A 26,271-nucleotide genomic window follows, 5' to 3' on the forward strand; every position below is an offset into this window, starting at 1 on the left:
TAATTCCATGAACTCTGACCCGTTTATTGATCAAGAAAAATTCACCCAATTGGCCGCGCAAGGGTACAACCGTATTCCCGTTATGCGTGAAGTGCTGGCGGATCTGGATACACCACTGTCTTCTTATCTGAAGTTGGCCGCTGGCCCTTACTCCTACCTATTTGAATCTGTGCAAGGCGGCGAAAAATGGGGGCGTTACTCCATGATCGGCTTGCCTGCGCGCACTGTGCTTAAAGCCTTTGGCGATGCGATTCAAATTGAACGCGATGGCAAGATTGTTGAAACCCATATCTGCGCCGATGCTCTGACGTTTGTGAAAGAGTTCAAGAAGCGTTATCGCGCACCTGAGTTGCCTGGGCTGCCGCGTTTTACCGGTGGGTTGGTTGGTTATTTTGGTTATGACTGCGTGCGTTATGTGGAACCACATTTAAAGGCCGGCACACCCAAAGATGTGATCGGCACACCGGATATTTTGCTCAGCGTCTCCGATGAAGTATTGGTGTTCGATAACCTTGCCGGTAAATTGATTTTTGTAATCCATGCGAATCCGGAAGTGGAAAACGCATTTGTGAAAGCCAATGCGCGTTTGGATGAGTTGGAGCAAAAACTGCGCGGTGAAATTCCGGCAACACCCAGTTTATCGCTGGGGAATAATGGCCATAACGAACCGCTGTTTAGTTCCAATTGCGGTGAAGAAAACTTCCACCGCTATGTTGATAAAATCAAAGAATTTATTTTAGCTGGCGATACCATGCAAGTGGTTGTGTCCCAGCGCTTATCGATTGATTTTACCCAGGAGCCGATTAATCTTTATCGCGCCCTGCGCAATTTAAATCCATCGCCTTATATGTATTTTATGGATCTTGGCGATCACCATGTTGTAGGTTCCAGCCCGGAAATTCTCGCGCGTTTGGAAGATGGTGAAGTGACCGTGCGCCCGATTGCAGGAACCCGTCGTCGCGGCTACACGCCAGAAGAAGATAAAGCGCTGGAAATTGAATTGGTGAATGACCCCAAAGAAATTGCCGAGCATTTAATGCTGATTGATTTGGGGCGCAATGATGTGGGCCGTGTGGCGAAAATCGGCAGCGTAAAACTGACCGATAAAATGGTGGTAGAGCGCTACTCACATGTGATGCACATTACCTCCAATGTCATCGGTAAATTAAAAGATGATCTGCGTGCGATGGATGTATTGCGCGCGGCATTACCGGCCGGCACTTTAAGTGGTGCGCCCAAAATTCGCGCGATGGAAATTATCGACGAATTGGAGCCGGAAAAACGCGGTATCTACGGTGGCGCTGTGGGCTATATCTCCTGGAATGGCAATATGGATACTGCCATTGCTATTCGCACTGCTGTCATTAAAAACGGCAAACTCTATGTACAAGCAGGTGCAGGGGTAGTGGCCGATTCAGTGCCTGCGCTGGAGTGGAAAGAAACCATGAATAAAGCGCGCGCAATTTTTAAAGCCGTTGATATGGTAGGCACTGCTGCAGTAATAGGGGATGCAACATGATTTTAATGATTGATAACTACGATTCATTCACCTACAACCTGGTGCAATATTTTGGCGAGTTGGGTGCGGATATTAAAGTTGTACGCAATGATGAAATCACCATCGAAGAGATTGCAGCCTTAGCACCAGAAAAAATTGTTATTTCCCCTGGCCCTTGTACCCCTACTGAAGCGGGGGTGTCGGTGGATACCATCAAAACCTTCGCCGGAAAAATTCCGCTGCTCGGGGTTTGTCTTGGTCATCAAAGTATTGGTCAGGCGTTGGGCGGTAAAGTGATTCGCGCCCCCTTCGTAATGCACGGTAAAACGTCACCTGTATATCACAACAATAAAGGTGTATTTGCCGGGTTGAAAAATCCGTTTCAGGCAACGCGCTATCACTCGCTGGTTATTGAAAAGGAGTCCATCCCTGAATGTTTGGAGATCACCGCCTGGACGCAAAATGAAGATGGCAGCATGGCAGAAATTATGGGAGTGAAACATAAAACGCTCGCATTGGAAGGCGTGCAATTTCATCCGGAATCGATTTTGACCGAGCATGGCCACGATATGCTGCGCAATTTTTTAAAGGCGTACTGATTCATAAAAGGTAATGGCAATGGATATCAAACAAGCATTAACAAAATTGGTAGCACGGATTGATTTAAGCACAGAAGAAATGATTTCTGTGATGCGAGTAGTTATGACAGGTGGAGCAACACCCGCACAAATTGGTGGCTTTTTGGTGGCGCTGCGGATGAAAGGCGAAACCCTGGATGAAATCACCGGTGCGGCCATGGTGATGCGCGAACTGGCGACGCCGGTAGATATTGATGTGAATTATTTAGTCGATACCTGCGGCACCGGTGGCGATGGTGCAAACTTATTTAATATTTCCACTGCCAGCGCATTTGTTGTCGCCGCTGCCGGTGGACGCGTGGCAAAACACGGTAATCGCTCTGTCTCCAGCTCAACCGGTAGCGCAGATGTTTTGGAGGCGGCGGGGATTAAGCTTGATATTACCGCTGAACAAGTTGCGCGCTGTGTGCGTGAAATTGGAGTGGGTTTTATGTTTGCCCCTGCACATCACAGTGCGATGCGCCATGCAATTGGCCCGCGCAAAGAACTAGGTATGCGCACCATTTTTAATATGCTCGGCCCTATGACTAACCCCGCGAAAGTTAAGCGTCAGGTTATTGGTGTGTTTAATGGCGAGTTGTGTAAACCTATGGCTGAAGTGCTTGGTCGTCTTGGCAGCGAGCATGTGATGGTGGTGCACGCTAAAGACGGTTTGGATGAAATTAGCTTGTCGACTGAAACACAGATCGCTGAACTAAAAAACGGTGAGATTCGCGAATACATCATCAAGCCCGAAGATTTTGGTATGCAGTCCAAAAGTTTGATTGGCTTGAGTGTATCTAATGCCGAAGATTCATTGTTGTTGATTCGCGATGCATTAGGTAATCGCCGTGGTCAATACGCGGAAAAAGCAGCCGATATCATCGCGCTTAATGCTGGTGCAGCGATTTATGTTAGCGGCGTTGCTAGTACTTTATCTGACGGTGTTGAAATGGCGCGCGATGCTATCGGTAGCAGCCTTGCGGGTGAAAAAATTCGCGAACTGGCCGCTTTTACGCAATATTTGCAATAACTTTTTTTGCCACACGTTTTTGGAAAATTCAATGTCTGATACACCAACGGTACTGCGTAAGATTATTGCGCGCAAATGGGAAGAAATTGCTGAGCGTAAGGCGCAGGTTTCGCTGGAACAATTAAAAGCACTTGCAGCTCAACAAGCACCAGCACGTGGTTTTGTAAAGGCAATCGAAAATAAAATTGCGCAAGGTAACGCGGGTGTGATTGCGGAAATTAAAAAAGCATCGCCCAGTAAAGGTGTGATTCGCGAGCATTTTATTCCCTCTGAACTTGCGCGTTCTTATGAACGAGGTGGCGCTGCTTGCCTGTCAATCCTGACTGATGTGGATTTCTTCCAAGGTGCAGATGAATATTTGCAGCAGGCGCGTGCAGCGGTAAGTTTGCCGGTGATCCGTAAAGACTTTCTCGTTGACGAATACCAGATTTACGAAGCGCGTGCCATGGGGGCTGATTGTGTACTCTTGATTGTGTCCGCACTGTCATCGGAAAAATTAAAGGAACTCAATACGCTTGCGCAATCAATCGGGTTGGATGTATTGGTAGAAGTGCACGATGAAGTCGAGCTGGATATTGCGCTGGAGTTGCCGAATAAATTGATCGGTATTAATAACCGCAATCTGCACACCTTTGATGTAACTCTGGAAACGACATACAAATTGCTGGATAAAATCGCCAGCGATCGTATTGTAGTAACAGAAAGCGGAATTCTTGCACCAGCCGATGTGCAGGCCATGCGCAGCAAAAATGTAAATGCATTTTTGGTGGGTGAGGCCTTTATGCGAGCAGATGAGCCGGGTGTCGCATTGGCAGAGTTCTTCTCCCAATAAATATATTTTACTTAGCATCGACCATTTTTTTACAGTCAGTAGAAAAACAAAGCCCGCATTGTGCGGGCTTTATTTTTTGCACTAAGCAAAAGTCTTAGCGTGTACCGTAAACCACCATGGTTTTGCCTTTTACCATCACCAAGCCTTGCTCTTCCAAGGTCTTGAGTACGCGGCCAACCATCTCGCGGGAGCAGCCAACAATACGGCCGATTTCCTGGCGGGTGATTTTAATTTGCATACCATCCGGGTGGGTCATTGCATCTGGTTCTTTGCAGAGTTCCAGCAGCGTACGTGCAACACGGCCAGTCACATCAAGGAAGGCCAGATCGCCCACCTTGCGTGTCGTAGCGCGCAAGCGACGAGCCATTTGGCTGCCCAGTGCAAACAGAAACTCAGGGTGGGTTTCAGAGATTTCCTGGAATTTGGCGTAGCTGATTTCAGCTACTTCACATTCGGATTTCGCGCGCACCCAAGCACTGCGCGAATCTTTCTCGTCGAACAAGCCCATTTCACCGAAGAAGTCGCCGTCATTTAGATAGGCGACAATCATCTCGTGCCCTTCATCGTCCTCGATCAATACAGTGACTGAACCTTTAACGATGTAGTACAGCGAATCACTTTTGTCGCCCGCGTAAATAATGGTGCTTTTGGCGGGATAACGGCGACGGTGACAATGAATTAAAAACTCTTCCACATTCTTAATGTGCGGTGTAAGCGAGACAGCGACCAAGGTGTGGCTCCTGTTGATGGATTTTTATATTACTAATTCAAATATGAAATTTATTATGACGACAAGGCCTTCACACTGCTATAGATATGCCATGACAACCTGAAAATTTGTGATGCAGTTATAAGCCTAGATAATTGAATTGTCTACAAAAAGTCACCATTTATAAGATAATTGTTGATTTTGACGCCATTTTCGATTTTTCGCCTCGCTGTGATAGGCTAGGCGCCAATTTTCTGGGGCATTCTTACAACGGGTACGATTATGCAAGCAGTAGTGAAATGGGTTGATGGTGCGCAATTTTTAGGCGAATCGGGCAGCGGGCATGCGGTATTAATGGATGGTCCGCCGGATCACGGTGGCCGCAATACGGGTGTTCGCCCTATGGAAATGCTGCTGATTGGTTTGGGTGGTTGTTCTTCATTCGATGTCATGAGCATTCTGACTAAGGCGCGTCAGCAGGTAACAGATTGCCGCTGCGAGCTGGATGCGGAGCGCGCGGATGGTGTGCCGTCACCGTTTACCAAAATTCATATGAAATTTTTGGTCACCGGCAAAGAATTAAAAGAGGCACAGGTAAAACGCGCGGTGGAGTTGTCAGCCACCAAATACTGCTCTGCATCGATTATGTTGGAAGCCGGTGGAGTAGAGATTACTCACTCCTACGAGATTCGCGAAGCGTAAGTTTAGAATCGGTTTTGTGAAATAAAAATGCCCGCTGATAGCGGGCATTTTTTTGTGATAATTTTGTGCGAAGACTTTATTCTTAAATTCGGTAACTGGTTGTTGTCATTACTTTAGATACCAGCGTCATAAAGCCTTTCACCGGTCTTGGAAAGTTATAACCACCAGCGTTCAATGCCATATCCGCATGGCGCGCTTCATCTTCGAGCATTTGTCCGACGACCGCGCGGCTGCGGACATCCTGCTCCGGTAATTCGTGTAAGTGATCTTGTAAATGTTTGCATACCTGATCTTCTGTTGCTGCAACAAATCCCAAGCTGACTTTGTCGCTAACCAAACCTGCACCTGCACCAATCGCAAATGAAAGTCCGTACCACAGCGGATTTAAATAGCTGGTGTGGCTGCCGAGTGCGTCTATGCGCTCCTGGCACCAGACTAAATGATCGATTTCCTCTTCGGCTGCCTTTTCCATTTCGGCGCGTACATTAGGTAATTTGGCCGTTAGCGCCTGTCCCTGATAAAGCGCTTGGGCGCAGACTTCGCCGGTGTGATTTACGCGCATCAATGCCGCTGATTTTTTGCGTTCGGCCTCGCTGAGATCGGCTTCATTTAATGAACGAGCGGGCGAAGCGCGCTCACTGGTCATATCACTTCCGGCTGCGAGGGTTCGCAAGGCGCGGTCCGCGTTGACGATAAGTGTGTCGATCAGGCTTAACTGTGTGCTGGGCATATTGGTTCCCCCTTGGGCGATAAGCTATTTAAACAGAAATCCGGCAGCCACTTAACCCTATTTTACTTGTATGCAAGCAAAACTCTATTTATAGTCATTTAAACAATAACATTTTGATAGTGGCTCTCTTGGGGAAATTCATCATGGCTTTATTTAGGTCTTTACTGCTGATGCTTATTGGCAGCGCTTCTTCATTATGTCTTTCCCAGCAGGCGACATCGATAACACCAACCCCAATTTACAAGGATCAATCGCGCAATTTTGAAATGCGCGCCGCAGATTTAGTCGCGCGCATGACACTGGAAGAAAAAGTCAGCCAGATGCTGAATGACGCTCCCTCCATTCCGCGGTTGGGTGTGCCCAAATACGAATGGTGGAATGAAGCGTTGCATGGTGTGGCGCGTGCGGGTGATGCGACGGTATTCCCGCAGGCGATTGGGTTGGCGGCGACTTTTGATCCTGAATTGGTGGGTAAAGTTGCGCGCGTGATAAGTGACGAAGGCCGCGCAAAGCATCATGCCTTTGCTAAACGCGATCAGCGGCTGCGCTATCAAGGCCTGACGTTCTGGTCGCCCAATATCAATATTTTTCGTGATCCGCGCTGGGGGCGCGGCCAGGAAACCTACGGGGAAGACCCCTACCTCACGAGCCGGATGGGCGTTGAATTTGTAAAAGGTTTGCAAGGTGATTACACCGATGCACCCACGCACAAATATCGCAAAACCGATGCAACAGCTAAACATTTTGCGGTGCATAGCGGCCCGGAAGCCGATCGCCACCATTTCGATGTCTACCCCAGTGAGCGCGATCTATACGAGACCTACTTGCCCGCCTTCAAAGCCTTGGTACAAGAGGCCAATGTTGCTTCAGTGATGGGTGCATACAATCGTGTCAATGGTGAATCAGCCTCTGCCAGCCAGCGTTTGTTAATTGATGTGCTGCGTAAAGACTGGGGTTTTACTGGTTACGTGGTATCGGACTGTGATTCGATTGAAGATATTTTTTTGTATCACAAGATAGTTAAAACGGCCGAAGAGGCGGCGGCACTCGGTGTTAGAAAAGGCACTGAATTAAATTGTGGAAAAACTTATCATGCGCTAGTAGGCGCAGTTAAAAAAGGGTTGATTACGGAAGCAGAGTTGGATGATTCGCTGCGTCGTTTATTTTTAACTCGTTTCCGCTTGGGAATGTTCGATGCAGATAGCGATGTGCCTTGGGCGCAAATTCCCTATTCGATAAACCAATCCACCGAACATGATCAGCTCGCGCACAAAGCTGCGCAATCATCGATTGTGCTATTAAAAAATAACGGCATCTTACCCCTAAAAAAATCATTGAAAAAAATTGCTGTGATTGGACCAACTGCAGATGAGGTAATGTCGCTGCTCGGTAATTATTACGGCACACCAGCGGCACCCGTGACGATTCTGCAAGGCATCCGTGCAGCGGTTCCCAATACCCAAGTAAGTTATGCGCGCGGAGTGGATTTGGTGGAGGGAAGGGAAGATCCGCGCGCGGCGACTGTGATTGAACCCACTTACTTACGCCCCTCGCCAAATTCGACCGAACAAGGTTTACGCGGAGAGTATTTTAAAACTGCTGATTTAACCGGCGCACCACTGCTAACCCGTATCGATGCGCGCATTGCTTTTCGTTGGGATCGCGGCGCACCAACCGATTCACTTGTTGCGCGCGGTGAAATTGCAGCAGGCACCGGGTTACCCAGTGATAATTACAGTGTGCGCTGGACGGGGCAATTGCTGCCGCCCGTATCCGGTATGTACGAATTAAATGTCAGCGCCAACGATGGTGTGCGATTAACAATTAATGGCAAGACCCTGATCGATTCCTGGGAGTTGGCTGAGCGTTTGCGCAGCCACAGTGTTGCGGTTGAATTGGAGGCGGGCAAAGCATACGACATCCGGCTCGACTATTTTGAAGATATCCGCGATGCCGAAGTGCGTTTGGGTTGGCGTTTGCCTAAAGCGAAGGCACCATTCGAAGAGGCGATTGAAATAGCGCAGGATGCTGAGGTCATTATTTTTGTGGGCGGTTTAACGGGCGATGTAGAGGGCGAAGAAATGAAAGTGAATTACCCCGGTTTTGCCGGTGGTGACCGCACTGATATTCGCTTGCCTGCAATCCAACAAAAATTACTGGAAGCCCTGCATAAAACGGGCAAGCCAGTCGTGATGGTGCTCACCGGCGGCGCGGCCATGGCGATTGATTGGGCCGATCAAAACCTGCCTGCGATTCTGATGGGTTGGTATCCCGGCCAGCGCGGTGGCAATGCAATGGCGGACGTGCTGTTTGGTGATGTGAATCCCGCTGGTCGTCTGCCCGTTACCTTTTACAAAGCCGATGAAAAATTGCCCGCGTTTGACGACTACTCAATGCACAACCGCACCTATCGTTATTTTAGCGGCGAAGCGCTTTATCCTTTTGGTTACGGGTTGTCCTATACGCGTTTTAGCTATTCCAACCTAAACGTGAATCAAAAAACATTCGCTGCGGATGAATCTATTAAGGTGCGGATGCAACTAAAAAATACAGGCAAATACGCGGGCGATGAAGTGGTGCAGGTGTATATCAAACCTATTAATCCCCAGCGTGCCCGTGCTCTAAAAGAGTTGCGCGCAGTTGAGCGAGTGCATTTGCAAAAAGGCGAGCAGCAGGAGTTGAGTTTCACCCTGTTGCCGAATAAGGATTTGCTTATTTACGATGAACAGAAAAAAGCCTATGCCGTAGATGCTGGACGCTATGAGATCCAGGTGGGTGCTTCCAGTAGTGATATCCGCTTGCGCCAGGAGATTGATATCAGCGTCCCTTGACCCTCGCAACATACTTACCGCGTAAAAAACGATTGCAAGGATGCAATCCTCACTTCATGCTTATTCAGCCACTATAACTATTCGCCCGGCTGAAAGGAGACAAGCGTGCAAGACGTTGACGAAATAAAACTGCTGTTAGATTCCCGTATCCCACTGTTAGTGATTGAAACCTTCGAGGAAAAAAAGGCGCTGGACGTGCTGCTCAAAGTTGCCAATAAACATGGCAAGGATCTGCATCGCTGGTCAGTTACTGAAGGGCTCACACGTTTGAATTTTGGTCCGCAATTAGTGCCCAAGGGCAGTGAACTGAATGAGCCGGAAGAAATGTTGCGCCATATCAAACAACAGCAGCAACCAGCCATGTTTGCACTTTGCGATATACATCCCTTCCTCATCGATCAACCGCAAGTTGTGCGCTTACTAAAAGATATTGCACTCAATCATTTTGCGGTACCGCATACACTTGTGTTGCTTAGCCATCAATTGCGCTTACCGCCCGAGCTGACACGCTACAGTGCTGCCTATTCACTGACCTTGCCCGATGAAGACAAGATCATGGAAATTATTCGCGAAGAGGCGAAAGATTGGTCTGATCGCCATGCCGGCGCGCGTGTCAAAACCGATAACATTACCCTCAAAAAAGTCGTGAACAATTTGCAAGGTATGAGCGCCAGCGATGTGCGCCGTTTGGTGCGCTCCGCAATTTGGAATGATGGTTCGCTCAGTGAAGATGATTTACCGCGCATCAACAAAGCAAAATTTGCTCTGCTGGATATGGAAGGTGTCGTCAGTTTTGAACAGCAGACTGAAGATTTTTCCAATGTGGGTGGTCTGGTTAATTTAAAACGTTGGTTATTAACACGGCGCGATGCGTTTAACGATGACGACTCCACGCTCGACCGTCCCAAAGGTATTTTACTGCTTGGCGTGCAGGGTGGTGGTAAAAGTCTCGCGGCTAAAGCCGTTGCTGGTTTGTGGGGATTACCATTAATGCGTATGGATGTCGGTGCGCTCTACAATAAATTCCACGGCGAAACGGAGAGAAATTTGCGCGAGGCATTAAAGCTCGCCGATGCAATGTCGCCCTGTGTGTTGTGGCTCGACGAAATCGAAAAAGGCATGGCGCAAGACGGCAACGACAACGGTGTATCGCAACGTTTACTCGGTACATTACTGACCTGGATGGCAGAGCGGCGCACGCGTGTATTTATTGTTGCCACCAGTAATGATATTTCCCGCTTGCCACCAGAATTAATTCGTAAAGGCCGTCTCGACGAAATCTTTTTTGTCGATTTGCCGGAGCAAAGTGTGCGCAAAGATATTTTTGCGATTCACTTGCGTAAGCGCAACTGTATTGTTGCAAACTTCAATCTCGATCAGCTCGCTGATGCGACCCAGGGCTTTTCCGGTTCGGAAATTGAGCAGGCGATTATCGCCGCACTCTACTCGGCTGGTGCAGAGGGTAAGCCGCTTGTTACGGATATTTTGTTGCGCGAAATTGCCGCAACCAGTCCGCTCTCGGTGGTGATGTCCGAGCAAATCGCAAGCCTGCGTGTGTGGGCCCAAGACCGGACTATTCCCGCGTAAGGTGTTTAGATGACTGATGCTTATGAAAATGGCGCGATGATCATTGATGGCTGGCTGCAATGGTCCACGCAATGTCCGTCGCCCAATTTTAATTTTCGCCCTGAAAATACCGATATCAGCCTATTGGTTATCCACAACATCAGCTTGCCGCCCGGTGAATTTGGCGGCGGTTATGTGCAGAAGTTTTTTCAAAATACACTGGATGCAAGCCTGCATCCGTATTTTTCAACTATCGCTGAACTCAAGGTTTCTGCGCACTTATTCATCGAACGTGACGGTAAAGTCACACAATTTGTCCCGTTTGATGCGCGCGCATGGCATGCGGGTAGCTCCAGCTTTGCCGGCATCGCCGACTGCAATAATTACAGCATTGGTATCGAGTTGGAGGGGGCAGACGACATTCCCTACAGCGATGCGCAATACCGGGCACTGGAGAAAGTTTCTCGCCAGTTGCTGCTGACTTATCCTAAACTAACACCTGAGCGTATCACTGGTCATTCAGATATCGCACCCGGGCGAAAGACCGATCCAGGGCCCGCATTTGATTGGCAGCGTTATCGCAATTCTCTCGGCTAACGCCATTTTTTCTTTCTTTCTTTATTGACTGACGAGTGATTAACAAAAATGATTTTTCTCAGTTTGGTTGCGGTACTCGCTATCGTCTATTGGCTCGGCTCTGCCAGCATCCTCCAATATGATGGCTGGTTCAAATGGCTGATTAGCCGCCTGCAAAAAATTCCAGGCCTCTCTGCGGCACCTGTGTTACCTCTGGCATTGGCTCTGTTGATTCCATTATCTGTGTTGGTGCTCGCCTTTTTGTTGGTGCATCAGCTCGCAGGCAAACAGTGGTTATTTTTTCTCTATGTTCCTGTGTTGCTCTACAGTCTCGGACGCGGAAATATTTTGACGGATGTTCAGGAATATATTGCACTCGCCACTCGTGGAGACACTGTCGCGGCTGCACAATTATTGGATCGTCTAAGCACAGGTGGCCCCGCTGCTGACGTCAGCGATTGGCGCGGGCTGCATACCGAGGCATTGAAAGTATTTGCTTATCGCGGTTTTGAACGCATGTTTGCTGTGCTCTTCTGGTTTTTTATTGCCGGACCTTTTGGTGCCTTGTTATACCGCCTGAGTGTTTTGTATCGTGATTTTTCGGAAGACGGCAGCGACGCTGCAACAACAGCGGGTAAATGGTTGTGGTTGCTGGAGTTGCCATCGGTTCGGTTGATGGGTGTAACCTGGGCATTTGTGGGCAATTTTGAAACCTGTCCGCTGCGAAAAAATTTATTGGACATGCACAGCCCGTCTGATTACATCTTAAATGAATGCCTGCGCGGTGCATTAGGTGCCTCGACTGATTGTTCTGCTGCCGCTATGGCACAGATGGCGCCTGTAGAAAAAGCTGAAATGCAGGAGGAGATGGAAGAAGAGACGCAGGATATTATTGAGGACCTGACCGGTGATGTCATCACCACTCACTCCGAACCCGCCTATTCGTTTGCCTTGGTAAAATCCAGCGTGCCGCTGTATTCGCGCTCGCTGTTGTTCTGGATTTGTGCGATAGCGTTTGCAACGCTTATTGTTTAAATAGCAATTTAATTTTGTTTGTAAGAGGTTAGTTATGCCATCGTTTGATGTAGTGTCCGAAGTGGATAAACACAATTTGACCAATGCGGTTGATCAAGCCCAGCGTTTGATCACCAATCGCTTTGATTTTAAGGGTGTGAATGCAAGTTTCGAACTTAAAGAGTATGTGATTACCCTTACCTCTGATGTTGAAATGCAGCTCGATCAAATGCTGGATTTACTCAGGCCCGCTATGGCAAAAAATGGTATTGATGTGAGTTGTTTGGACATCGGCCAGGTAAAAAGCGCGGGTAAACAAGTGAAGCGCGATGTCACTGTGCGAACGGGAATTGATAAAGACTTGGCGAAAAAAATTGTTGCACTCGTAAAAGATAAAAAATTGAAAGTTCAGGCCAGCATCCAGGGTGAGCAGGTGCGCATTACTGGAAAAAAGCGCGACGACTTGCAAGAGTGTATTGCGGCATTGCGCGCTGCTGAACTGGGAATGCCGATGCAGTTTGAGAACTTCAGGGATTAATTATCGCAGGCAGATGCACTGAAATAAAAAAGCCGCTAGAGAAAATCCAGCGGCTTTTTTATTTGTTTCGTTAAAGATTTTGCGAGTTATCACCCTGAATGCGATGCCAGATCCAGGCTAGCAATAACAGTGTAGGTATGACAGAAAAAGTGCTCATAATAAAAAAAGTGGAATAGCTACTGGCTTCCACTATGTATCCTGACAAGCCACCGATAAATTTTCCTGGCAAGTGCGCGAGTGAAACGAGTAGCGCATATTGTGTTGCGGTGAAATTGCGGTTGGTAAGGCTCGACATAAATGCGACCAACACAACGCCAGCAAAGCCTTGCGATAAATTGTCTGCACTGATTGTGGCAAAAAAAGCCCAGCTCTCACCGGGGTTATGCGCCATCAATAAGTAGGCAACATTGGAAACAGATATAGCCAGTGCGGCAATCACCAACATTGAGCGCAAACTAAATGCCGCAATGCAGATACCACCCAAAAATGCGCCCGCGATACCAATCCACACGCCGTACACTTTTGAAACTGTGGCTATATCGGCTTTGGTATAACCTGAGTCTAGATAGAACGGTCCAGCCAGTACACCGATCATTTGGTCGGGCAATTTAAATAATCCCACAAACGCCAACAACGCCAGCGCGAGCCAAAAACCATTGCGTGAAAAAAATTCCTGAAAGGGTTTTATAAACGCATCCCACAAACGAATTTCGCGCACAATTAATTCTTGTGCGGCGGGTTCTTTGGATAATAAGCCCGCTAGTAACGGCAGTAAAATGCAGGCGGCCATTATTAAATAAGCTGTCGTCCAACCAGTGAGTTCTGCTAAATAAAGGGCTATGGCGCCCGATATAATCAACCCGAAGCGATAGCCCAAAATATAGGTCGCCGCGAGTGCAGCTTGCGATTCCACTGGCGCTACTTCAATACGATAGGCATCAATCACTATGTCCTGCGTAGCCCCCGCAAATGCAACGAGCCCGGCGAGCGCAACAAACAATAACAGCGATGATTGTGGCCCTATTATTGCCATGCTAGAGAGCGCGACAATGAGTAGTAATTGCGATAGCGCCAACCAGCCTTTGCGCCGACCTAAAAAAGGCAGTGGGTAGCGATCAATTAACGGCGCCCACAAAAATTTCAGCACATAAAAAAAACTGGCGTAACTTATCAGCCCAATCACACTTAATGCGACACCGGTGTCTCGCAACCAAGTGGAGAGCGTAACGCCCACCAATAAAAAGGGTAGCCCTGAACCAAAACCTAAAAACAGCATAGTGAGTGCGGAGGGGGTAGCAAACGCGCGCTTGATACCGCGCCAGCCTTTGTAGTTATTTTCTTCGGGTGAAGTTTGCGCAGTTGGTGTCATCATTTTTTAGTTCAGTGCTGTTTCAGCAATAGGGATAAGAAATTGCGGTATTTAAACGGCGGTTAATTATTGTAACCATAAATACGCAAATTGATTTTTCCATTTTTTATTTCTACGCCTTCTGCTTGTAAGCGCTGCCATTGTTTTTTATACGCGGCTGAGTCGGGCGGCAGAGAAATTTTTCCTTGCGCATTAATCACCCTGTGCCAGGGCAGTTCGGTATTTTCCGGTAATCCACACAGCACGGTTCCCGCGAGGCGCGCTGCACCGGGTAACCCAGCCAAGGTAGCCAGTTGCCCGTAGGTAATCACGTTGCCTGCGGGAATCGACATCAATGCCAGATAAATGGCTTCCCGGTTGGTTGCAGAGGTGGTGCTTGCTAGAGTTGATGCCATATTGACTGATGTGCCTGTAAATTGATCTTGCTAAACCTGTGCTTACCGGAATAAACCCAAGCCTAACCTAAATTAACACTATTAACATTTCTGGCGTTGCCCGTTGCTGATGCGGTTACTTTAATTGACATAGGTCAGTTGATAAACCGGAGCAGGCTCTTGGTACCAAAAATAGTTGTGAAGCATCTTATCGTCTTTTTTATTCTGTTCTTTAACTCTGGCGCGAAGGCTGGCGTAGTGGAATTGCGCAATGGCGACCGGCTAGAAGGTGAGCTGGTACGTGTTGACGGCGAGCACTTGGTGTGGAAATCCACCAATTTTGGCGAGCAGTGGATTAAAAAAACCAACATCTCCAATATCACTTCAAGCAAACCACTCAAAATCAATGGCAGTAAATCCGCATGCTTGCTGGAAAAAATGGAAGCAGAGCAGTTGGTTTACCAATGCGAAAAATCATCGCGTATTAAGCGCACTTCATTGCTAACCATCAAAACCCTGTTGCCTTACGAAGACTATAAAAAAGGTGACTATGTTCATCATGGGCGTTTGAATTTGTGGGGCGCCTACTCGCGCGGCAATGAAGTGCGCGATGAGTGGAATTTACAGAGTGAGATGGATTTTCGTCGCAGTGATTTCCGCCATGTAGTGGGTGCTGAATACGCGCGCTCTTCCTGGTTTTATTCTGCGCCGCAAGAGCGTTGGAATACCCGCTATTCCCTCGATTGGTTTTTGGGTGACCATTGGTTTTGGTATAACGGTGCGCTGATCGGGGCAGATCCACAGCGGGGCATGGCTAAGTACAAAAGTTTGGGGTCGGGGGCGGGCTATCAGTTTTTTGAAACCTCTGCTTCGGCGTTATCGTTCAAGAGCGGCATGGCCTATATGGATGAACGCTACGTATTCCCCGCGGATTTGATCGGTGATTTTGCTGCGGAAGATTCTTTTATGGCACTGCGCCTCGCTACGGATTTCCGCTACAACTTGCCTTGGGGGGTTGGTTTTTTCCACAACAATGAGATGTTTCAATCGACCGAGGATGAGCCCAATTGGCGGGTGAAGACCACCACGGGTTTAAGTTCGATGATCCTCAAGCGCATTTATTCCGAGTTCAAAATTGATTATTGGCTAGATAACGAGCCGCAACCAGCACGCAAAGGCAAAGATACGCGTATGTCGCTGGGGGTGAGTTACAAGTGGTAAACTGCCTGTTCCACGACTTTGGGCTCTCTTGATGCGCATTCCTCTTTTTCCTGTCTTTGTGCTTTTACCGGTATTAGAACTCTGGCTGATGATTGAAATCGGCGGGGAAGTGGGTGCCTTGGCGGTGATCCTCTGGCTGGTGGCGATGATTGTTCTTGGCATAAATCTGCTCCGTTACCTGGGCGCGTCCAGCATGCTGCAAGCGGCGCAAAATATGCGCAGCGGCGGCGCTATGCCCGCCCAAACCTTGGCGGATGGACTCTTTAAAGCTGTGGGGGCAGTGTTATTGATTATTCCCGGTTTCATTACAGATCTAATGGCACTGTTGTGCTTTATCCCACTGGTGCGCGGGCTACTGCTCAAGCGCTGGTTGGCAAAAGTCGCCATGAATGCCAGCGCGCGCGGTTTTAAAATGACAGGTTTTGGGGCTGATCCATTCAAGTCTGACTCATTTACCTCCGCAACCGGTAATGTCTACGAGCATCAAGGTTCGGCTCAAACCGATACTGATAAAGCCATTAGCGGTGTGCTAATTGACCAACAGCCTGAATCACCAACGCCTAAAGTCCCCAAAAGCGAATAAATCAGCGTTCTTTCGACAAAATTAAACCTTCCTCTGTTGAAATCCCCAAACCCAGCCCCAGATAGGTGTCACCACTTTTTGGTCACCGCTTTTTGGTCACTATTTAAGGGGCTAGCCCCTTAAAATCGGTGGCTTTAATGGACGGCCTTGAAACTTTTCCGGGCGTCCCTATATGTCATCACGCGGAGCCACAACGCTTTTTCCATACCCTCAGGGTGTCGGTGAAAGCCCGGTTCCAAGCTCGTTCAATCTGTTTTGTTAGGAGACAAAGTTCCATGAAAATTCGTCCGTTGCATGATCGCGTTGTAGTTCGTCGCAAAGAAGAAGAAACCAAAACCGCTGGCGGGATCATCCTGTCGGGTGCTGCGAAAGAGAAGCCGAATCAAGGTGAAGTGCTGGCTGTTGGCAATGGCCGTGTACTGGCAAGTGGTGAATTGCGTCCTTTGGATGTGAAAGTTGGCGATGTAGTGGTGTTCGGTAAGTATGCAGGCAGCGATACCATCAATATCGATGGCGAAGAGCTGGTGATCCTGAGCGAATCCGATATCAAAGCGGTTCTGGTGTAATCCACCGCTCAAGCCCGGATCTCAAGAATATAACGGTAGCCGCATAGCGTCGGCTTCCTGGTGTTAACACAAGATTGTAGGAATTAAAGATATGTCAGCTAAAGATGTGAAATTTGGTGATAACGCGCGTCAACGTATGTTGGTTGGTGTAAATATTCTGGCCGATGCAGTTAAAGCGACCCTTGGCCCGAAAGGCCGTAACGTGGTGTTGGAGAAGTCATTCGGCGCTCCTACCGTTACTAAAGACGGCGTATCCGTTGCCAAAGAAATCAACTTGAAAGACAAGTTCGAAAACATGGGTGCACAAATGTTGAAAGAAGTTGCTTCACGCGCTTCTGACGACGCTGGTGACGGTACTACTACTGCAACCGTATTGGCGCAAGCCATTGTTAACGAAGGTTTGAAATCTGTTGCCGCCGGTATGAACCCGATGGACCTGAAGCGCGGTATCGACAAAGCAATCACTGCTGCTGTTGCTCACGTTAAGTCAATCGCGCAGCCATGTGTTGATAGCAAATCTATTTCACAAGTGGGCAGTATTTCTGCCAACAGCGATACCTCTGTCGGTGCTCTGATTGCAGAAGCCATGGACAAAGTCGGTAAAGAAGGTGTGATTACCGTTGAAGAAGGTACCAGCCTCGACAACGAGTTAGACGTAGTAGAAGGTATGCAGTTTGACCGCGGTTACCTGTCTCCTTACTTCATCAACAATCAAGACAACATGAGTGTTGAGCACGACCATCCTTACATTCTGCTGGTCGACAAAAAAATCTCCAATATTCGCGAATTGCTGCCAGTGTTGGAAGGCGTTGCCAAATCTGGCAAGCCGCTGGTAATCGTTGCGGAAGATGTTGAAGGCGAAGCGCTGGCAACTCTGGTTGTTAACAACATCCGCGGCATCGTGAAAGTGGCTGCTGTGAAGGCACCTGGTTTCGGTGATCGTCGTAAAGCAATGTTGCAAGACATCGCTGTATTGACTGGCGCTACCGTGATCTCTGAAGAAGTTGGTCTGGATCTGGAAAGTGCAACCTTGGAGCACTTGGGTACTGCAAAACGCGTCACCATGAACAAAGACAACACCACCATTGTTGATGGTGCTGGTAACGCGGCAGAAATCAAAGCGCGCGTACAACAAATTCGTGTGCAAATCGAAGAAACCTCTTCAGATTACGACCGCGAAAAACTGCAAGAGCGCGTGGCTAAATTGGCTGGCGGTGTTGCGGTAATCAAAGTTGGCGCTGCTACCGAAATGGAAATGAAAGAGAAGAAAGCACGCGTTGAAGACGCCCTGCACGCTACCCGTGCTGCGGTTGAAGAAGGCGTGGTTCCTGGAGGCGGTACTGCATTGCTGCGCGCTGTTGCGGCAATCGCTGACCTGAAAGGTGACAACGAAGACCAAAATGCGGGTATTTCGATTGCACGTCGCGCAATGGAAGCTCCTTTGCGTCAAATCGTTGCCAACGCGGGCGATGAACCATCAGTTGTTGCTGATCAAGTGAAGAAAGGTTCCGGCAACTACGGCTACAACGCTGCTACTGGTGTTTTCGGCGATATGTTGGAAATGGGTATTCTCGACCCAGCAAAAGTAACCCGCTCTGCATTGCAGGCTGCAGGTTCCATCGCTGGCTTGATGATCACCACCGAAGCTATGGTTGCCGATCTGCCAGAAGACAAGCCAGCTGGTGGCCATGGCCACGATATGGGCGGTATGGGTGGTATGGGCGGCATGATGTAAGCCGTACACTCCGGTGACTTGTAAAATGTACGCAAATATTTCTTTAGTTTGTTCAGCGCGTGAGCACCGCTATGGTGCCGACGCTGTTAAACAGTAATTTTGCGTTATAGTTGCGGCCCCTAGTGGGCCGCAATTGTTTTTGGCGATTGTTGATTGCTTTTAGTAATAGATAGCCCCCAATTCTTGCGATAGCGAATTTTTAATAAGCGCAAATTTGTTTAGTTGTTATTATTCGCTACCGGATTTTAAACAGAGATAGAACCTAAACAACCGTGACCTAGGAGAAACATCATGGCTTTTGAATTACCTGCACTGCCTTACGCAAAAGATGCATTGGCTCCCCACATTTCTGCTGAGACCCTGGAATTCCACCACGGCAAGCATCACAAGACCTACGTAGACAAACTGAATGGTTTGATCCCTGGCACCGAGTTTGAAGGCAAGAGCCTGGAAGAGATCATCAAAACTTCTTCCGGCGGAGTGTTCAACAATGCGGCGCAAATCTGGAACCACACTTTTTACTGGCACTGCCTGAGCCCTAACGGCGGTGGCGCAGCAACAGGTGCAGTGGCTGAAGCAATCAACAAAGCCTTCGGTTCATTCGATAAATTTAAAGAAGATTTCACCAACTCTGCTATCAACAACTTCGGTTCAAGCTGGACTTGGTTGGTGAAAAAGGCAGACGGTTCTGTTGCCATCGTTAACACCAGCAACGCAGCCACTCCGTTGACTGATGCTTCTGTTACTCCAATTCTGACTGTGGACTTGTGGGAACATGCTTACTACATTGATTACCGCAACGCACGCCCAACTTACATGAACGCTTTCTGGGCGTTGGTAAACTGGGAATTCGTAAACGCCAACTACAGTAAGTAATTGGTTTTGCGGTACAAAAAAACGGGCCTCGCGCCCGTTTTTTATTATGCGAAATAAAATACTTGGCCTATGTTTGTACTGGCCGCTGCTATAAAATGCGCGCACACATGATATTCATCTGATCACTGTCTCATTGTTAAGGTATTTGTTGTTATGGAACGCAGAGAACCCACGTTATCTACCGGCGGAGTGTCCGAGCCGACAGAATCCGCAGCGCGTCGTCAACAACCTCAAGCACACGACCATGACGACGATTTGCCACCGGCGCGACCAACTCGCAAGCCTACACCCCAATCGACCCCTGCCTATGCTCCGGCTGCTCCATCTAGCAGTGTGCCTGCTATCGCGCTGGTGATTGCGTTGGTAGCTGCCGGTGGTGCAGGGTTCCTGGGGTGGCAATTGTTTCAGGCGCAAGAGATGCTTAAACAGGCTGATACCCGTATTCAAGGGTTGGAGCAGCAGCTAAGTTTGACTTCAGAAGAGTCCAGCGCATCAGTAGTGACCTTGCAATCCAATTTAAAAAAATTGGATGCGGAAGTGCGCCGCATCGCGGGTCTGGTAGAGACCAATCGTAAAGCCATTGCAGCGAATACTGAAAAAACCACTGCCGTTGCACGCGATGCCGCCAATGCCCAAAAATTAGGGACTGATGCAAAAGCGGGTGTGACTTCGCTCAAGCAAGAAGTGGCAGCCAATAAAACGGTTGCTGATGCTGCCGCTGCAAAAATTGATGGCATGAGCACCAGTGTGAGCCAGCAAACCCAGAGCGTTCAAAACCTGAAAGAAGAATTGGATAAAATGCAGTTGGAAATGACGGCGCTGGATAGTTTGGCGGCGCGTATGCGCACTAATGAAGAAGCGATTTCTGCGATAGATGATTTCCGTCGCAGTACTAACCGTGAGATTTTACAAATCAAGCAACAAATGGGTACTGTACCCAAGTAATTACGCGCTACTCGAACGTAAGTTTTGGCGATAAAAAAGGGGATCGATGAAGAATCGATCCCCTTTTGCTTTTGTTAACAGCGCAGTTGGGTTAGATGGCTGTCGATATCCTGGGTAATTTTATCGACATTGCCACTGGCTGTATAAATGCTGTTTGAAAGCCGCTCCAATTCTTGTGTTGCGTCGCCGATGGCGGAAATATTGCGATTAATTTCTTCAGTGACCAGGTTTTGCTCTTCTGCAGCAGCGGCGACCTGGTAAGAACTGTCGGTGATGGCATTCATACCTTCAGTTGCCGTGGTTAATCGCTCATACGCGTGCTCTGCTTCAATTAATGTATCACCAACACGCTGAGTGTTTTGATTGATTTGTACAACCGTTTGATCGACTTGTTGCTGCAAGGCTTGAATCAATTGTTTAATTTCTTCAGTAGACTTTTGGGTGCGCGCAGCCAGTGAGCGCACCTCATCTGCAACCACTGCAAACCCTCGGCCTTGCTCGCCAGCGCGTGCTGCTTCAATTGCCGCATTGAGTGCAAGTAAGTTGGTTTGCGCCGCTATTCCCTGGATTACATCGGTAATGCCGCTGATTTTTTTACTGCTTTCAGCTACCAGTTGAATTTTTTGACTGGAGTTGGAAAAGTCGGTTGCGACACCTTTAAATTCTTCCACTGTACGCTGGAATAAATCGCGCGCATTAGTAATGGCTTTGACTGAGCTTTCTGAGTCGGTGGAGGTGTTGCTCGCCAGCTTCGCCACTTCATTCGCCGTGGCCGACATCTCGTGGATTGCCGTCATAATGTTGTGAATTTGTTCTACCTGCACTTCGGTCGCAGAGCGGGTATTTTTTGATGTGCCGGTTAAATTGTTGCATTGCTGTTTGAGTTCTTCGGAGTCGCGCTTGATGGCTAGGATCATCGCGCGCAATTTTTCGGTAAAACTGTTGAAGCCATCGGCCATATCAATTAATTCTTTATCTTTGGAGGGAATTAATTTACGAGTCAGGTCGCCATCGGAGCTTGCGAGGTCGCGCATCATTGCACTCATGCGCACAATCGGTTGAGTCGAAGTTTTAATCCAGAGAGAGACAATCGCCACAAAGACGATAAGCAAAACAATGGCGAGGCTAATCATATTGGTTGCTGTACGAATGCTGCTTTCCTGAAGTGACGTGGAAAGCGCATCGACCACCTCATACGCGATTGAACGCGGCGTCACTATCACCATCTTCCACTGATTTTGTACTGCATCTACTTTGATGGTTGCGATGGTAATAATATTGCCGTTGAAAACGAATTGGTTTTTGCTGCTTTGTGCAATTGCGTCGGCGAGAGATTTGTCGCCTGCTTCAAGTGGTTTACCCAAAAGCTCTGGATGTTGATTGCTCGCCAGCACCAAATTTTTGGTACTTAACAGGTACATACTGGTTTTGCCGGAATAAAGCGATTGAGCCTGCGCGAGCAAGCGCTCTTGCAACACAGGTAAATTAATATCCAAACCACCCACACCACGAAATTGGTTGTTGACCACAACGGGCGCAACGACTGATGTCATCAGCATAAAGTTGCCAGGGCTGATTTCATAAAGGTAGGGCTCCATCAGGCAGGTTTTTACGGTGTCCTTGCTGCACAAATACCATTCAGATTTGCGCTGGCCATTTTCATCAAGGCTGGTATCGGTCTGCGAGGAATACTCAATTTTATTGAAGACAGGTTTGCCATTTTCTTTGACCCAATAGATGGCCATGCTGCCGATTTCCGAGCTGTAGAGTTGGTCCCCCACAAACTCACTGTCGCGTCCGTCATAACCATTAGGATCAAATTGAGCGTAAATAGCTGAAATCGAAGGGGAGGAAAGCAACAGGTCATAAGTGAGTTGCTTAACCTGCGCGCGTGAATAACCAGGCGCGCTCGCGCCAACCGCCGTGCTGCTGAGAATGGCGGCCAAATGTTGTGATATATCGGCGCTGCGATTGAGTAATGCACTGGTTTCCAATGCACTGGCTTGAGCTATATCGCGCAGCCTGCCATCAATGGTCTCCTGCATTGAGCTGGCGCTTTGCTCGATTGAGGTTTCAGCACTATTGGACATAGAGCGCCAAGCGACAAAACTTAAACTGCCCATGCTAAAGGCGAGGATAAGTGCAATGCTGAGGCTGAGTTTGAAGCGCAGTGAAAACGAGTTCATAACCATTTGATTCCTTGTGGACGTCGCTCATTTCAGCCTAGTTGGTTGTCGCTTGTTTGCACGCAATCTGGCGAAATAATCGGTCGGCATGGTGTAGAATTGCCGCCACTTTTTACCCGGTCCGCTTTACGACCTAACAATCGAGAAGTCCATTATGCCAACCGTGATTCGCCAACAAGACCTGATCGACAGCGTCGCCGATGCGCTGCAATTCATTTCCTATTACCATCCCGTTGATTTCATCCAGGCCATACACCAAGCCTATGAGCGGGAGCAAAGCAAAGCGGCAAAAGATGCTATGGCGCAGATCCTTATTAACTCGCGCATGTGTGCCATGGGCCATCGCCCGATTTGTCAGGACACAGGTATCGTCACCGTATTTGTCACCGTGGGTATGGATGTGCAATGGGACGCGCAAATGAGCCTCACCGATATGGTTAATGAAGGTGTGCGCCGCGCTTATATGAATCCCGATAACGTACTGCGTGCATCGATCCTTGCCGATCCCGACGGTGCGCGTAAAAACACTGGCGACAATACTCCAGCCGTTATTCACTACAACATCGTTCCCGGCAATACTGTCGATGTGCATGTCGCGGCCAAAGGCGGCGGATCTGAAGCAAAAACCAAATTTGCTATGCTGAATCCGTCTGACTCCGTTGTGGATTGGGTACTTAAGGTAGTTCCCGAGATGGGCGCTGGCTGGTGCCCGCCGGGTATGCTCGGAATTGGTATTGGTGGGACTGCTGAAAAAGCCATGCTGCTTGCGAAAGAGGCACTGCTAGATCCAGTTGATATTCAAGAACTGCAAGCGCGCGGTGCAAAAGATCGCTACGAAGAATTGCGCATTGAGCTGTACGACAAAGTAAATCGCTTGGGTATCGGCGCCCAAGGCTTGGGAGGTTTGACTACCGTACTCGATGTCAAAATCAAAGATTACCCAACTCACGCCGCTAACAAAGCCATTGCAATTATTCCTAACTGCGCGGCTACCCGCCATGCGCACTTTGTATTGGATGGTTCGGGTCCAGCATTACAAACTCCTCCAGCGTTGGAAGACTATCCAGAAATCAGTTGGGATGTGGGCGATAGCGTGCGTCGCGTAAATCTCGATACATTGAAACCCGAAGATGTGTTGGAATGGAAAACCGGTGAAACCGTATTGCTCTCCGGCAAAATGCTCACCGGTCGCGATGCTGCACACAAGAAAATGACTGATATGCTCGCCAGGGGAGAGGAGTTGCCAGTGAGCATGAAAGGACGCTTCATCTATTACGTCGGCCCGGTTGATCCAATCCGCGACGAAGTGGTTGGTCCTGCAGGCCCCACGACCGCAACCCGCATGGATAAATTCACCCGCACCATGCTGGAGCAAACTGGTCTACTCGGCATGATCGGTAAATCCGAACGCGGCCCTGCGGCAATTGAAGCCATTCGCGATAACAAATCCGTGTATTTAATGGCTGTTGGTGGCGCTGCTTATCTAGTAGCGCAAGCGATTAAATCCGCCAAGGTTCTGGGTTTCCCGGAATTGGGAATGGAAGCGATTTATGAATTTGACGTCAAAGATATGCCAGTAACTGTCGCGGTAGATTCGCGCGGCGAATCAGTGCACAACACTGGGCCGAAAATTTGGAAAGCAAAAATTGAAGAAGGTGTGTTACAGGTTCAATAGATGGAAAGTGTGTAATCTCGTGTAATATTTTTCCCTTCCCTAAAAAAGCCGACAACGAATAACTGTCGGCTTTTTTATTTCTAAAAACAAATTTTAATGCAAAATTGTGATAAGAGTTCATCTTCTAAGTATTTCCTGCTCTTCATCGCGTGATTTGCATTAAGCGTTTCATTGCAAATTTATAAAAACCGCATCAAACCTCTAGCAAACAAAGCAGGCTGGAATAAACCTGCTACTTTTAATAAATCGTGCAGTGGTCCCTGCCTAGTGTCAGGTGATTAGCATGCATTTGCTGCCATGGAATCAATGAAGTTGGATGCGTTTATGCAGGTGAAATCTCTTTGGCTAATAGCCATTGCCTTGTTGGGCGGGTGCTTGTTGGGCATCTATCTCCATCCACTGGTTGGTCCGATTTTCGTGTCTGCAGTATTGGGGTATGCCTTGGTGTCGGCTATTAATAATAAATCGTCCGACGCTATTCAGGATCAAGCTGTTGCATCCGTCACAGCTCCCATCGCACTCTCTGAAACCAGTATGGTTATCAATGAAATCGTGCAGGAAAGTATGAGCAATCTCGTTGCACAAATTGGCATCCAATCTGATGCGGTAAACACACTGTCAACTGCGTTTCAGGGAATTAAGAGTTTGTTGGAGGAGCAACAGAAAAGTGTAAAAAACCTGTTGCAGGATGTTGGTGACGACAATGGTAATGACGCGATTTCACAGAGTATGAGTAATTTTGCTGATAGCACTTATGAGCTGTTGAATCGATTTGTTGATACCACTGTAACGATGAGCGCTTCATTTATGGAGTTAGTTGAAAAAGTAGGATCGATATCAGAAAAAATGCCCAAGGCTTTAAAGGCGTTGCAAGATATCGACCAGATTGCGTCGCAGACTAATTTATTAGCGTTGAATGCTGCCATAGAGGCTGCTAGAGCAGGCGAGAGTGGGAGGGGGTTTGCTGTTGTGGCAGATGAGGTGCGTGCTCTCTCAAACCGCTCGGCGGGGTTTAGCTTGGCGATCCAGACACAACTGCGTGAAATAGCGCAAGGAATTGATGATCTTAAAGATACGGTCAGCGAAGTTGCGTCGCAAGATATGACCTATGTTTTACAAGTCAAAGCTAAAATGAAGTTAGTTAGTGATAATTTAATTCAAAGAGCTGAGCACGATCGGCAAGTTACGAAGCAGATGGAGCCTATCGTAGCTGGGTTAGTCTCTCAATTGCACAATGCTATACGCGCACTGCAATTTGAAGACATGTCAACCCAAAACATGCGCTACATAATTCAGCGATTAGAAGAGTTAATTCCACTGGCTAGCTCTTTGACTGCTTCGCACAATAATTTTTCACAGTTAACGAATGAATTAATTCGATATAAAGAAACTCGCACTCGTCAAAAACATAACCCCGTATCCGCCAGTTCGGTTGAAAGTGGCTCGGTAGATCTATTCTAAATTAATTGAGCAGGGAATTTTATGAGTAATATAGTAACCATTAAAATGCCAAAGCGTTTTGATTATTCATCCAGTATGGAATTTAATTCAAAAGTTTCTGATCTCCTTGGCAATGCCGGCACTATCACCTTGGATTGTGTTGATTTGGAATATATTGATAGCGCTGGTATAGGCTTATTAGTTATGTCGCAAAAAAAAGCGCAAGCACGGCAGTCGAAACTGGTAATGATAAATTTAAAAACATCGCCAAAAGAAATTCTACAGTTGGCTAATTTGCAAAAAATTATCGATATAAGCTAGTTTTTCATTTTAAAAAAATAGATTAAATTTTACTGAGCGGGTTGGGCTATGAGCAAGCATGCTAGCGTGGTTTTACCTAATAAATTTGATTATGGTTACCACACCGAATTTCAGCGGCAATGTTCGTTGTATATTGATGATGTTGCAGTTGACGGGATAATCTTTGATTTTAGCCGTGTTGAATACTTGGATAGTGCTGCGCTTGGAATGATGATGATGTGGCAGCGGCGCGCTGCTGCTGCGAATAAAAAAATGATGATTAAAGGTGCTAAAGGGGCTACAGCGCAAATATTGGCGATGGCAAATATGCAAAGGATTTTTGAGTACATCTGAT

General features: G+C 47.9%; 25 protein-coding genes. 20 read left to right on the plus strand and 5 right to left on the minus strand.

The window, feature by feature from the left end; genetic code table 11:
- Positions 1-7: 7 nt before the first annotated feature.
- The 4 genes from trpE to trpC are packed head-to-tail and all read left to right on the plus strand — an operon-like array spanning position 8 to position 3,980.
- On the plus strand, positions 8-1,519 hold the full coding sequence (gene trpE / locus B4E62_RS20610) for an anthranilate synthase component I (RefSeq protein ID WP_414633275.1): 1,512 nt from the start codon (positions 8-10) through the stop codon (positions 1,517-1,519).
- Positions 1,516-2,097 (plus strand): aminodeoxychorismate/anthranilate synthase component II, encoded by a 582-nt coding sequence (locus tag B4E62_RS20615; protein ID WP_331353381.1) that lies wholly within the window; start codon positions 1,516-1,518, stop codon positions 2,095-2,097. Before trpE ends, B4E62_RS20615 begins: the two co-directional genes overlap by 4 nt.
- A 19-nt stretch (positions 2,098-2,116) precedes the next feature.
- Positions 2,117-3,148 (plus strand): anthranilate phosphoribosyltransferase, encoded by a 1,032-nt coding sequence (gene trpD, locus B4E62_RS20620; RefSeq protein WP_310073317.1) that lies wholly within the window; start codon positions 2,117-2,119, stop codon positions 3,146-3,148.
- A 31-nt stretch (positions 3,149-3,179) separates the two neighbouring features.
- On the plus strand, positions 3,180-3,980 hold the full coding sequence (trpC, locus tag B4E62_RS20625) for an indole-3-glycerol phosphate synthase TrpC (RefSeq protein WP_331353382.1): 801 nt from the start codon (positions 3,180-3,182) through the stop codon (positions 3,978-3,980).
- 94 nt (positions 3,981-4,074) lie between these two features.
- On the opposite strand, the gene crp is transcribed toward trpC, so the two are convergent.
- Positions 4,075-4,710: a cAMP-activated global transcriptional regulator CRP gene (gene crp / locus B4E62_RS20630; RefSeq protein WP_133684469.1), complete on the minus strand. Its 636-nt coding sequence runs from the start codon at positions 4,708-4,710 to the stop codon at positions 4,075-4,077.
- Positions 4,711-4,971: 261 nt separating this feature from the next.
- Between crp and B4E62_RS20635 the strand changes: the two genes are divergently transcribed.
- The gene (locus B4E62_RS20635) at positions 4,972-5,391 is read left to right on the plus strand and encodes an OsmC family protein (protein WP_310073319.1); all 420 of its coding nucleotides are present in this window, start codon (positions 4,972-4,974) and stop codon (positions 5,389-5,391) included.
- Between the two features lie 82 nt (positions 5,392-5,473).
- Here the strand turns inward: B4E62_RS20635 and coq7 are convergent, their stop codons facing one another.
- Entirely contained in the window at positions 5,474-6,121 is a 648-nt protein-coding gene (gene coq7, locus B4E62_RS20640) for a 2-polyprenyl-3-methyl-6-methoxy-1,4-benzoquinone monooxygenase (protein ID WP_331353383.1), read from the minus strand.
- Between the two features lie 143 nt (positions 6,122-6,264).
- Between coq7 and B4E62_RS20645 the strand changes: the two genes are divergently transcribed.
- The 5 genes from B4E62_RS20645 to B4E62_RS20665 all read left to right on the plus strand — a co-directional run bounded on the left by B4E62_RS20645 (position 6,265) and on the right by B4E62_RS20665 (position 12,646).
- On the plus strand, positions 6,265-8,952 hold the full coding sequence (locus tag B4E62_RS20645; protein WP_331353384.1) for a glycoside hydrolase family 3 protein: 2,688 nt from the start codon (positions 6,265-6,267) through the stop codon (positions 8,950-8,952).
- Positions 8,953-9,057: 105 nt separating this feature from the next.
- Positions 9,058-10,539, plus strand: coding sequence for an AAA family ATPase (locus B4E62_RS20650; protein WP_310073322.1), 1,482 nt, complete (start codon positions 9,058-9,060; stop codon positions 10,537-10,539).
- A 9-nt stretch (positions 10,540-10,548) separates the two neighbouring features.
- Positions 10,549-11,115: a 1,6-anhydro-N-acetylmuramyl-L-alanine amidase AmpD gene (gene ampD, locus B4E62_RS20655; RefSeq protein WP_374725277.1), complete on the plus strand. Its 567-nt coding sequence runs from the start codon at positions 10,549-10,551 to the stop codon at positions 11,113-11,115.
- 48 nt (positions 11,116-11,163) lie between these two features.
- Entirely contained in the window at positions 11,164-12,129 is a 966-nt protein-coding gene (gene ampE / locus B4E62_RS20660; protein WP_310073323.1) for a regulatory signaling modulator protein AmpE, read from the plus strand.
- 34 nt (positions 12,130-12,163) lie between these two features.
- Positions 12,164-12,646, plus strand: a complete 483-nt coding sequence (locus B4E62_RS20665; RefSeq protein ID WP_310073324.1) for a YajQ family cyclic di-GMP-binding protein — start codon at positions 12,164-12,166, stop codon at positions 12,644-12,646.
- A 70-nt stretch (positions 12,647-12,716) separates the two neighbouring features.
- Here the strand turns inward: B4E62_RS20665 and B4E62_RS20670 are convergent, their stop codons facing one another.
- Positions 12,717-14,018, minus strand: coding sequence for an AmpG family muropeptide MFS transporter (locus tag B4E62_RS20670; protein WP_310073326.1), 1,302 nt, complete (start codon positions 14,016-14,018; stop codon positions 12,717-12,719).
- Positions 14,019-14,077: 59 nt separating this feature from the next.
- Positions 14,078-14,410 carry an MGMT family protein gene (locus B4E62_RS20675; protein ID WP_310073328.1) on the minus strand — a complete coding sequence of 111 codons (333 nt, stop codon included), beginning with the start codon at positions 14,408-14,410 and terminating at the stop codon, positions 14,078-14,080.
- Between the two features lie 177 nt (positions 14,411-14,587).
- On the opposite strand from B4E62_RS20675, the gene B4E62_RS20680 reads away from it, so the two are divergent.
- From B4E62_RS20680 to B4E62_RS20705, 6 genes are all read left to right on the plus strand, one after another.
- Positions 14,588-15,610, plus strand: coding sequence for a DUF481 domain-containing protein (locus B4E62_RS20680; RefSeq protein WP_331353385.1), 1,023 nt, complete (start codon positions 14,588-14,590; stop codon positions 15,608-15,610).
- A gap of 31 nt (positions 15,611-15,641) precedes the next feature.
- Positions 15,642-16,193 carry an FxsA family protein gene (locus B4E62_RS20685; RefSeq protein ID WP_331353386.1) on the plus strand — a complete coding sequence of 184 codons (552 nt, stop codon included), beginning with the start codon at positions 15,642-15,644 and terminating at the stop codon, positions 16,191-16,193.
- A 275-nt stretch (positions 16,194-16,468) separates the two neighbouring features.
- Positions 16,469-16,759, plus strand: a complete 291-nt coding sequence (locus B4E62_RS20690) for a co-chaperone GroES (protein WP_310073334.1) — start codon at positions 16,469-16,471, stop codon at positions 16,757-16,759.
- Positions 16,760-16,850: 91 nt separating this feature from the next.
- On the plus strand, positions 16,851-18,494 hold the full coding sequence (gene groL / locus B4E62_RS20695) for a chaperonin GroEL (RefSeq protein ID WP_331353387.1): 1,644 nt from the start codon (positions 16,851-16,853) through the stop codon (positions 18,492-18,494).
- Positions 18,495-18,785: 291 nt separating this feature from the next.
- Positions 18,786-19,370 carry a superoxide dismutase [Fe] gene (gene sodB / locus B4E62_RS20700; RefSeq protein WP_331353388.1) on the plus strand — a complete coding sequence of 195 codons (585 nt, stop codon included), beginning with the start codon at positions 18,786-18,788 and terminating at the stop codon, positions 19,368-19,370.
- Positions 19,371-19,523: 153 nt separating this feature from the next.
- Positions 19,524-20,315 (plus strand): hypothetical protein, encoded by a 792-nt coding sequence (locus B4E62_RS20705; RefSeq protein WP_331353389.1) that lies wholly within the window; start codon positions 19,524-19,526, stop codon positions 20,313-20,315.
- 74 nt (positions 20,316-20,389) lie between these two features.
- Here the strand turns inward: B4E62_RS20705 and B4E62_RS20710 are convergent, their stop codons facing one another.
- Positions 20,390-22,501 carry a methyl-accepting chemotaxis protein gene (locus tag B4E62_RS20710; protein ID WP_331353390.1) on the minus strand — a complete coding sequence of 704 codons (2,112 nt, stop codon included), beginning with the start codon at positions 22,499-22,501 and terminating at the stop codon, positions 20,390-20,392.
- Positions 22,502-22,655: 154 nt separating this feature from the next.
- Here B4E62_RS20710 and B4E62_RS20715 point away from each other — a divergent pair, with 154 nt between their 5' ends.
- From B4E62_RS20715 to B4E62_RS20730, 4 genes are all read left to right on the plus strand, one after another.
- Positions 22,656-24,176, plus strand: a complete 1,521-nt coding sequence (locus B4E62_RS20715; protein ID WP_331353391.1) for a fumarate hydratase — start codon at positions 22,656-22,658, stop codon at positions 24,174-24,176.
- A gap of 297 nt (positions 24,177-24,473) precedes the next feature.
- Positions 24,474-25,637 carry a methyl-accepting chemotaxis protein gene (locus tag B4E62_RS20720; RefSeq protein WP_331353392.1) on the plus strand — a complete coding sequence of 388 codons (1,164 nt, stop codon included), beginning with the start codon at positions 24,474-24,476 and terminating at the stop codon, positions 25,635-25,637.
- Positions 25,638-25,658: 21 nt separating this feature from the next.
- Positions 25,659-25,937 (plus strand): STAS domain-containing protein, encoded by a 279-nt coding sequence (locus B4E62_RS20725; RefSeq protein WP_331353393.1) that lies wholly within the window; start codon positions 25,659-25,661, stop codon positions 25,935-25,937.
- A 48-nt stretch (positions 25,938-25,985) separates the two neighbouring features.
- Complete coding sequence (locus tag B4E62_RS20730) at positions 25,986-26,270, plus strand: STAS domain-containing protein (RefSeq protein ID WP_331353394.1); 285 nt, start codon at positions 25,986-25,988, stop codon at positions 26,268-26,270.
- The last annotated feature ends 1 nt before the right edge of the window (position 26,271 follow it).

The organism is Cellvibrio sp. UBA7671 (assembly GCA_002483145.1).
Lineage (GTDB): Bacteria > Pseudomonadota > Gammaproteobacteria > Pseudomonadales > Cellvibrionaceae > Cellvibrio > Cellvibrio fibrivorans.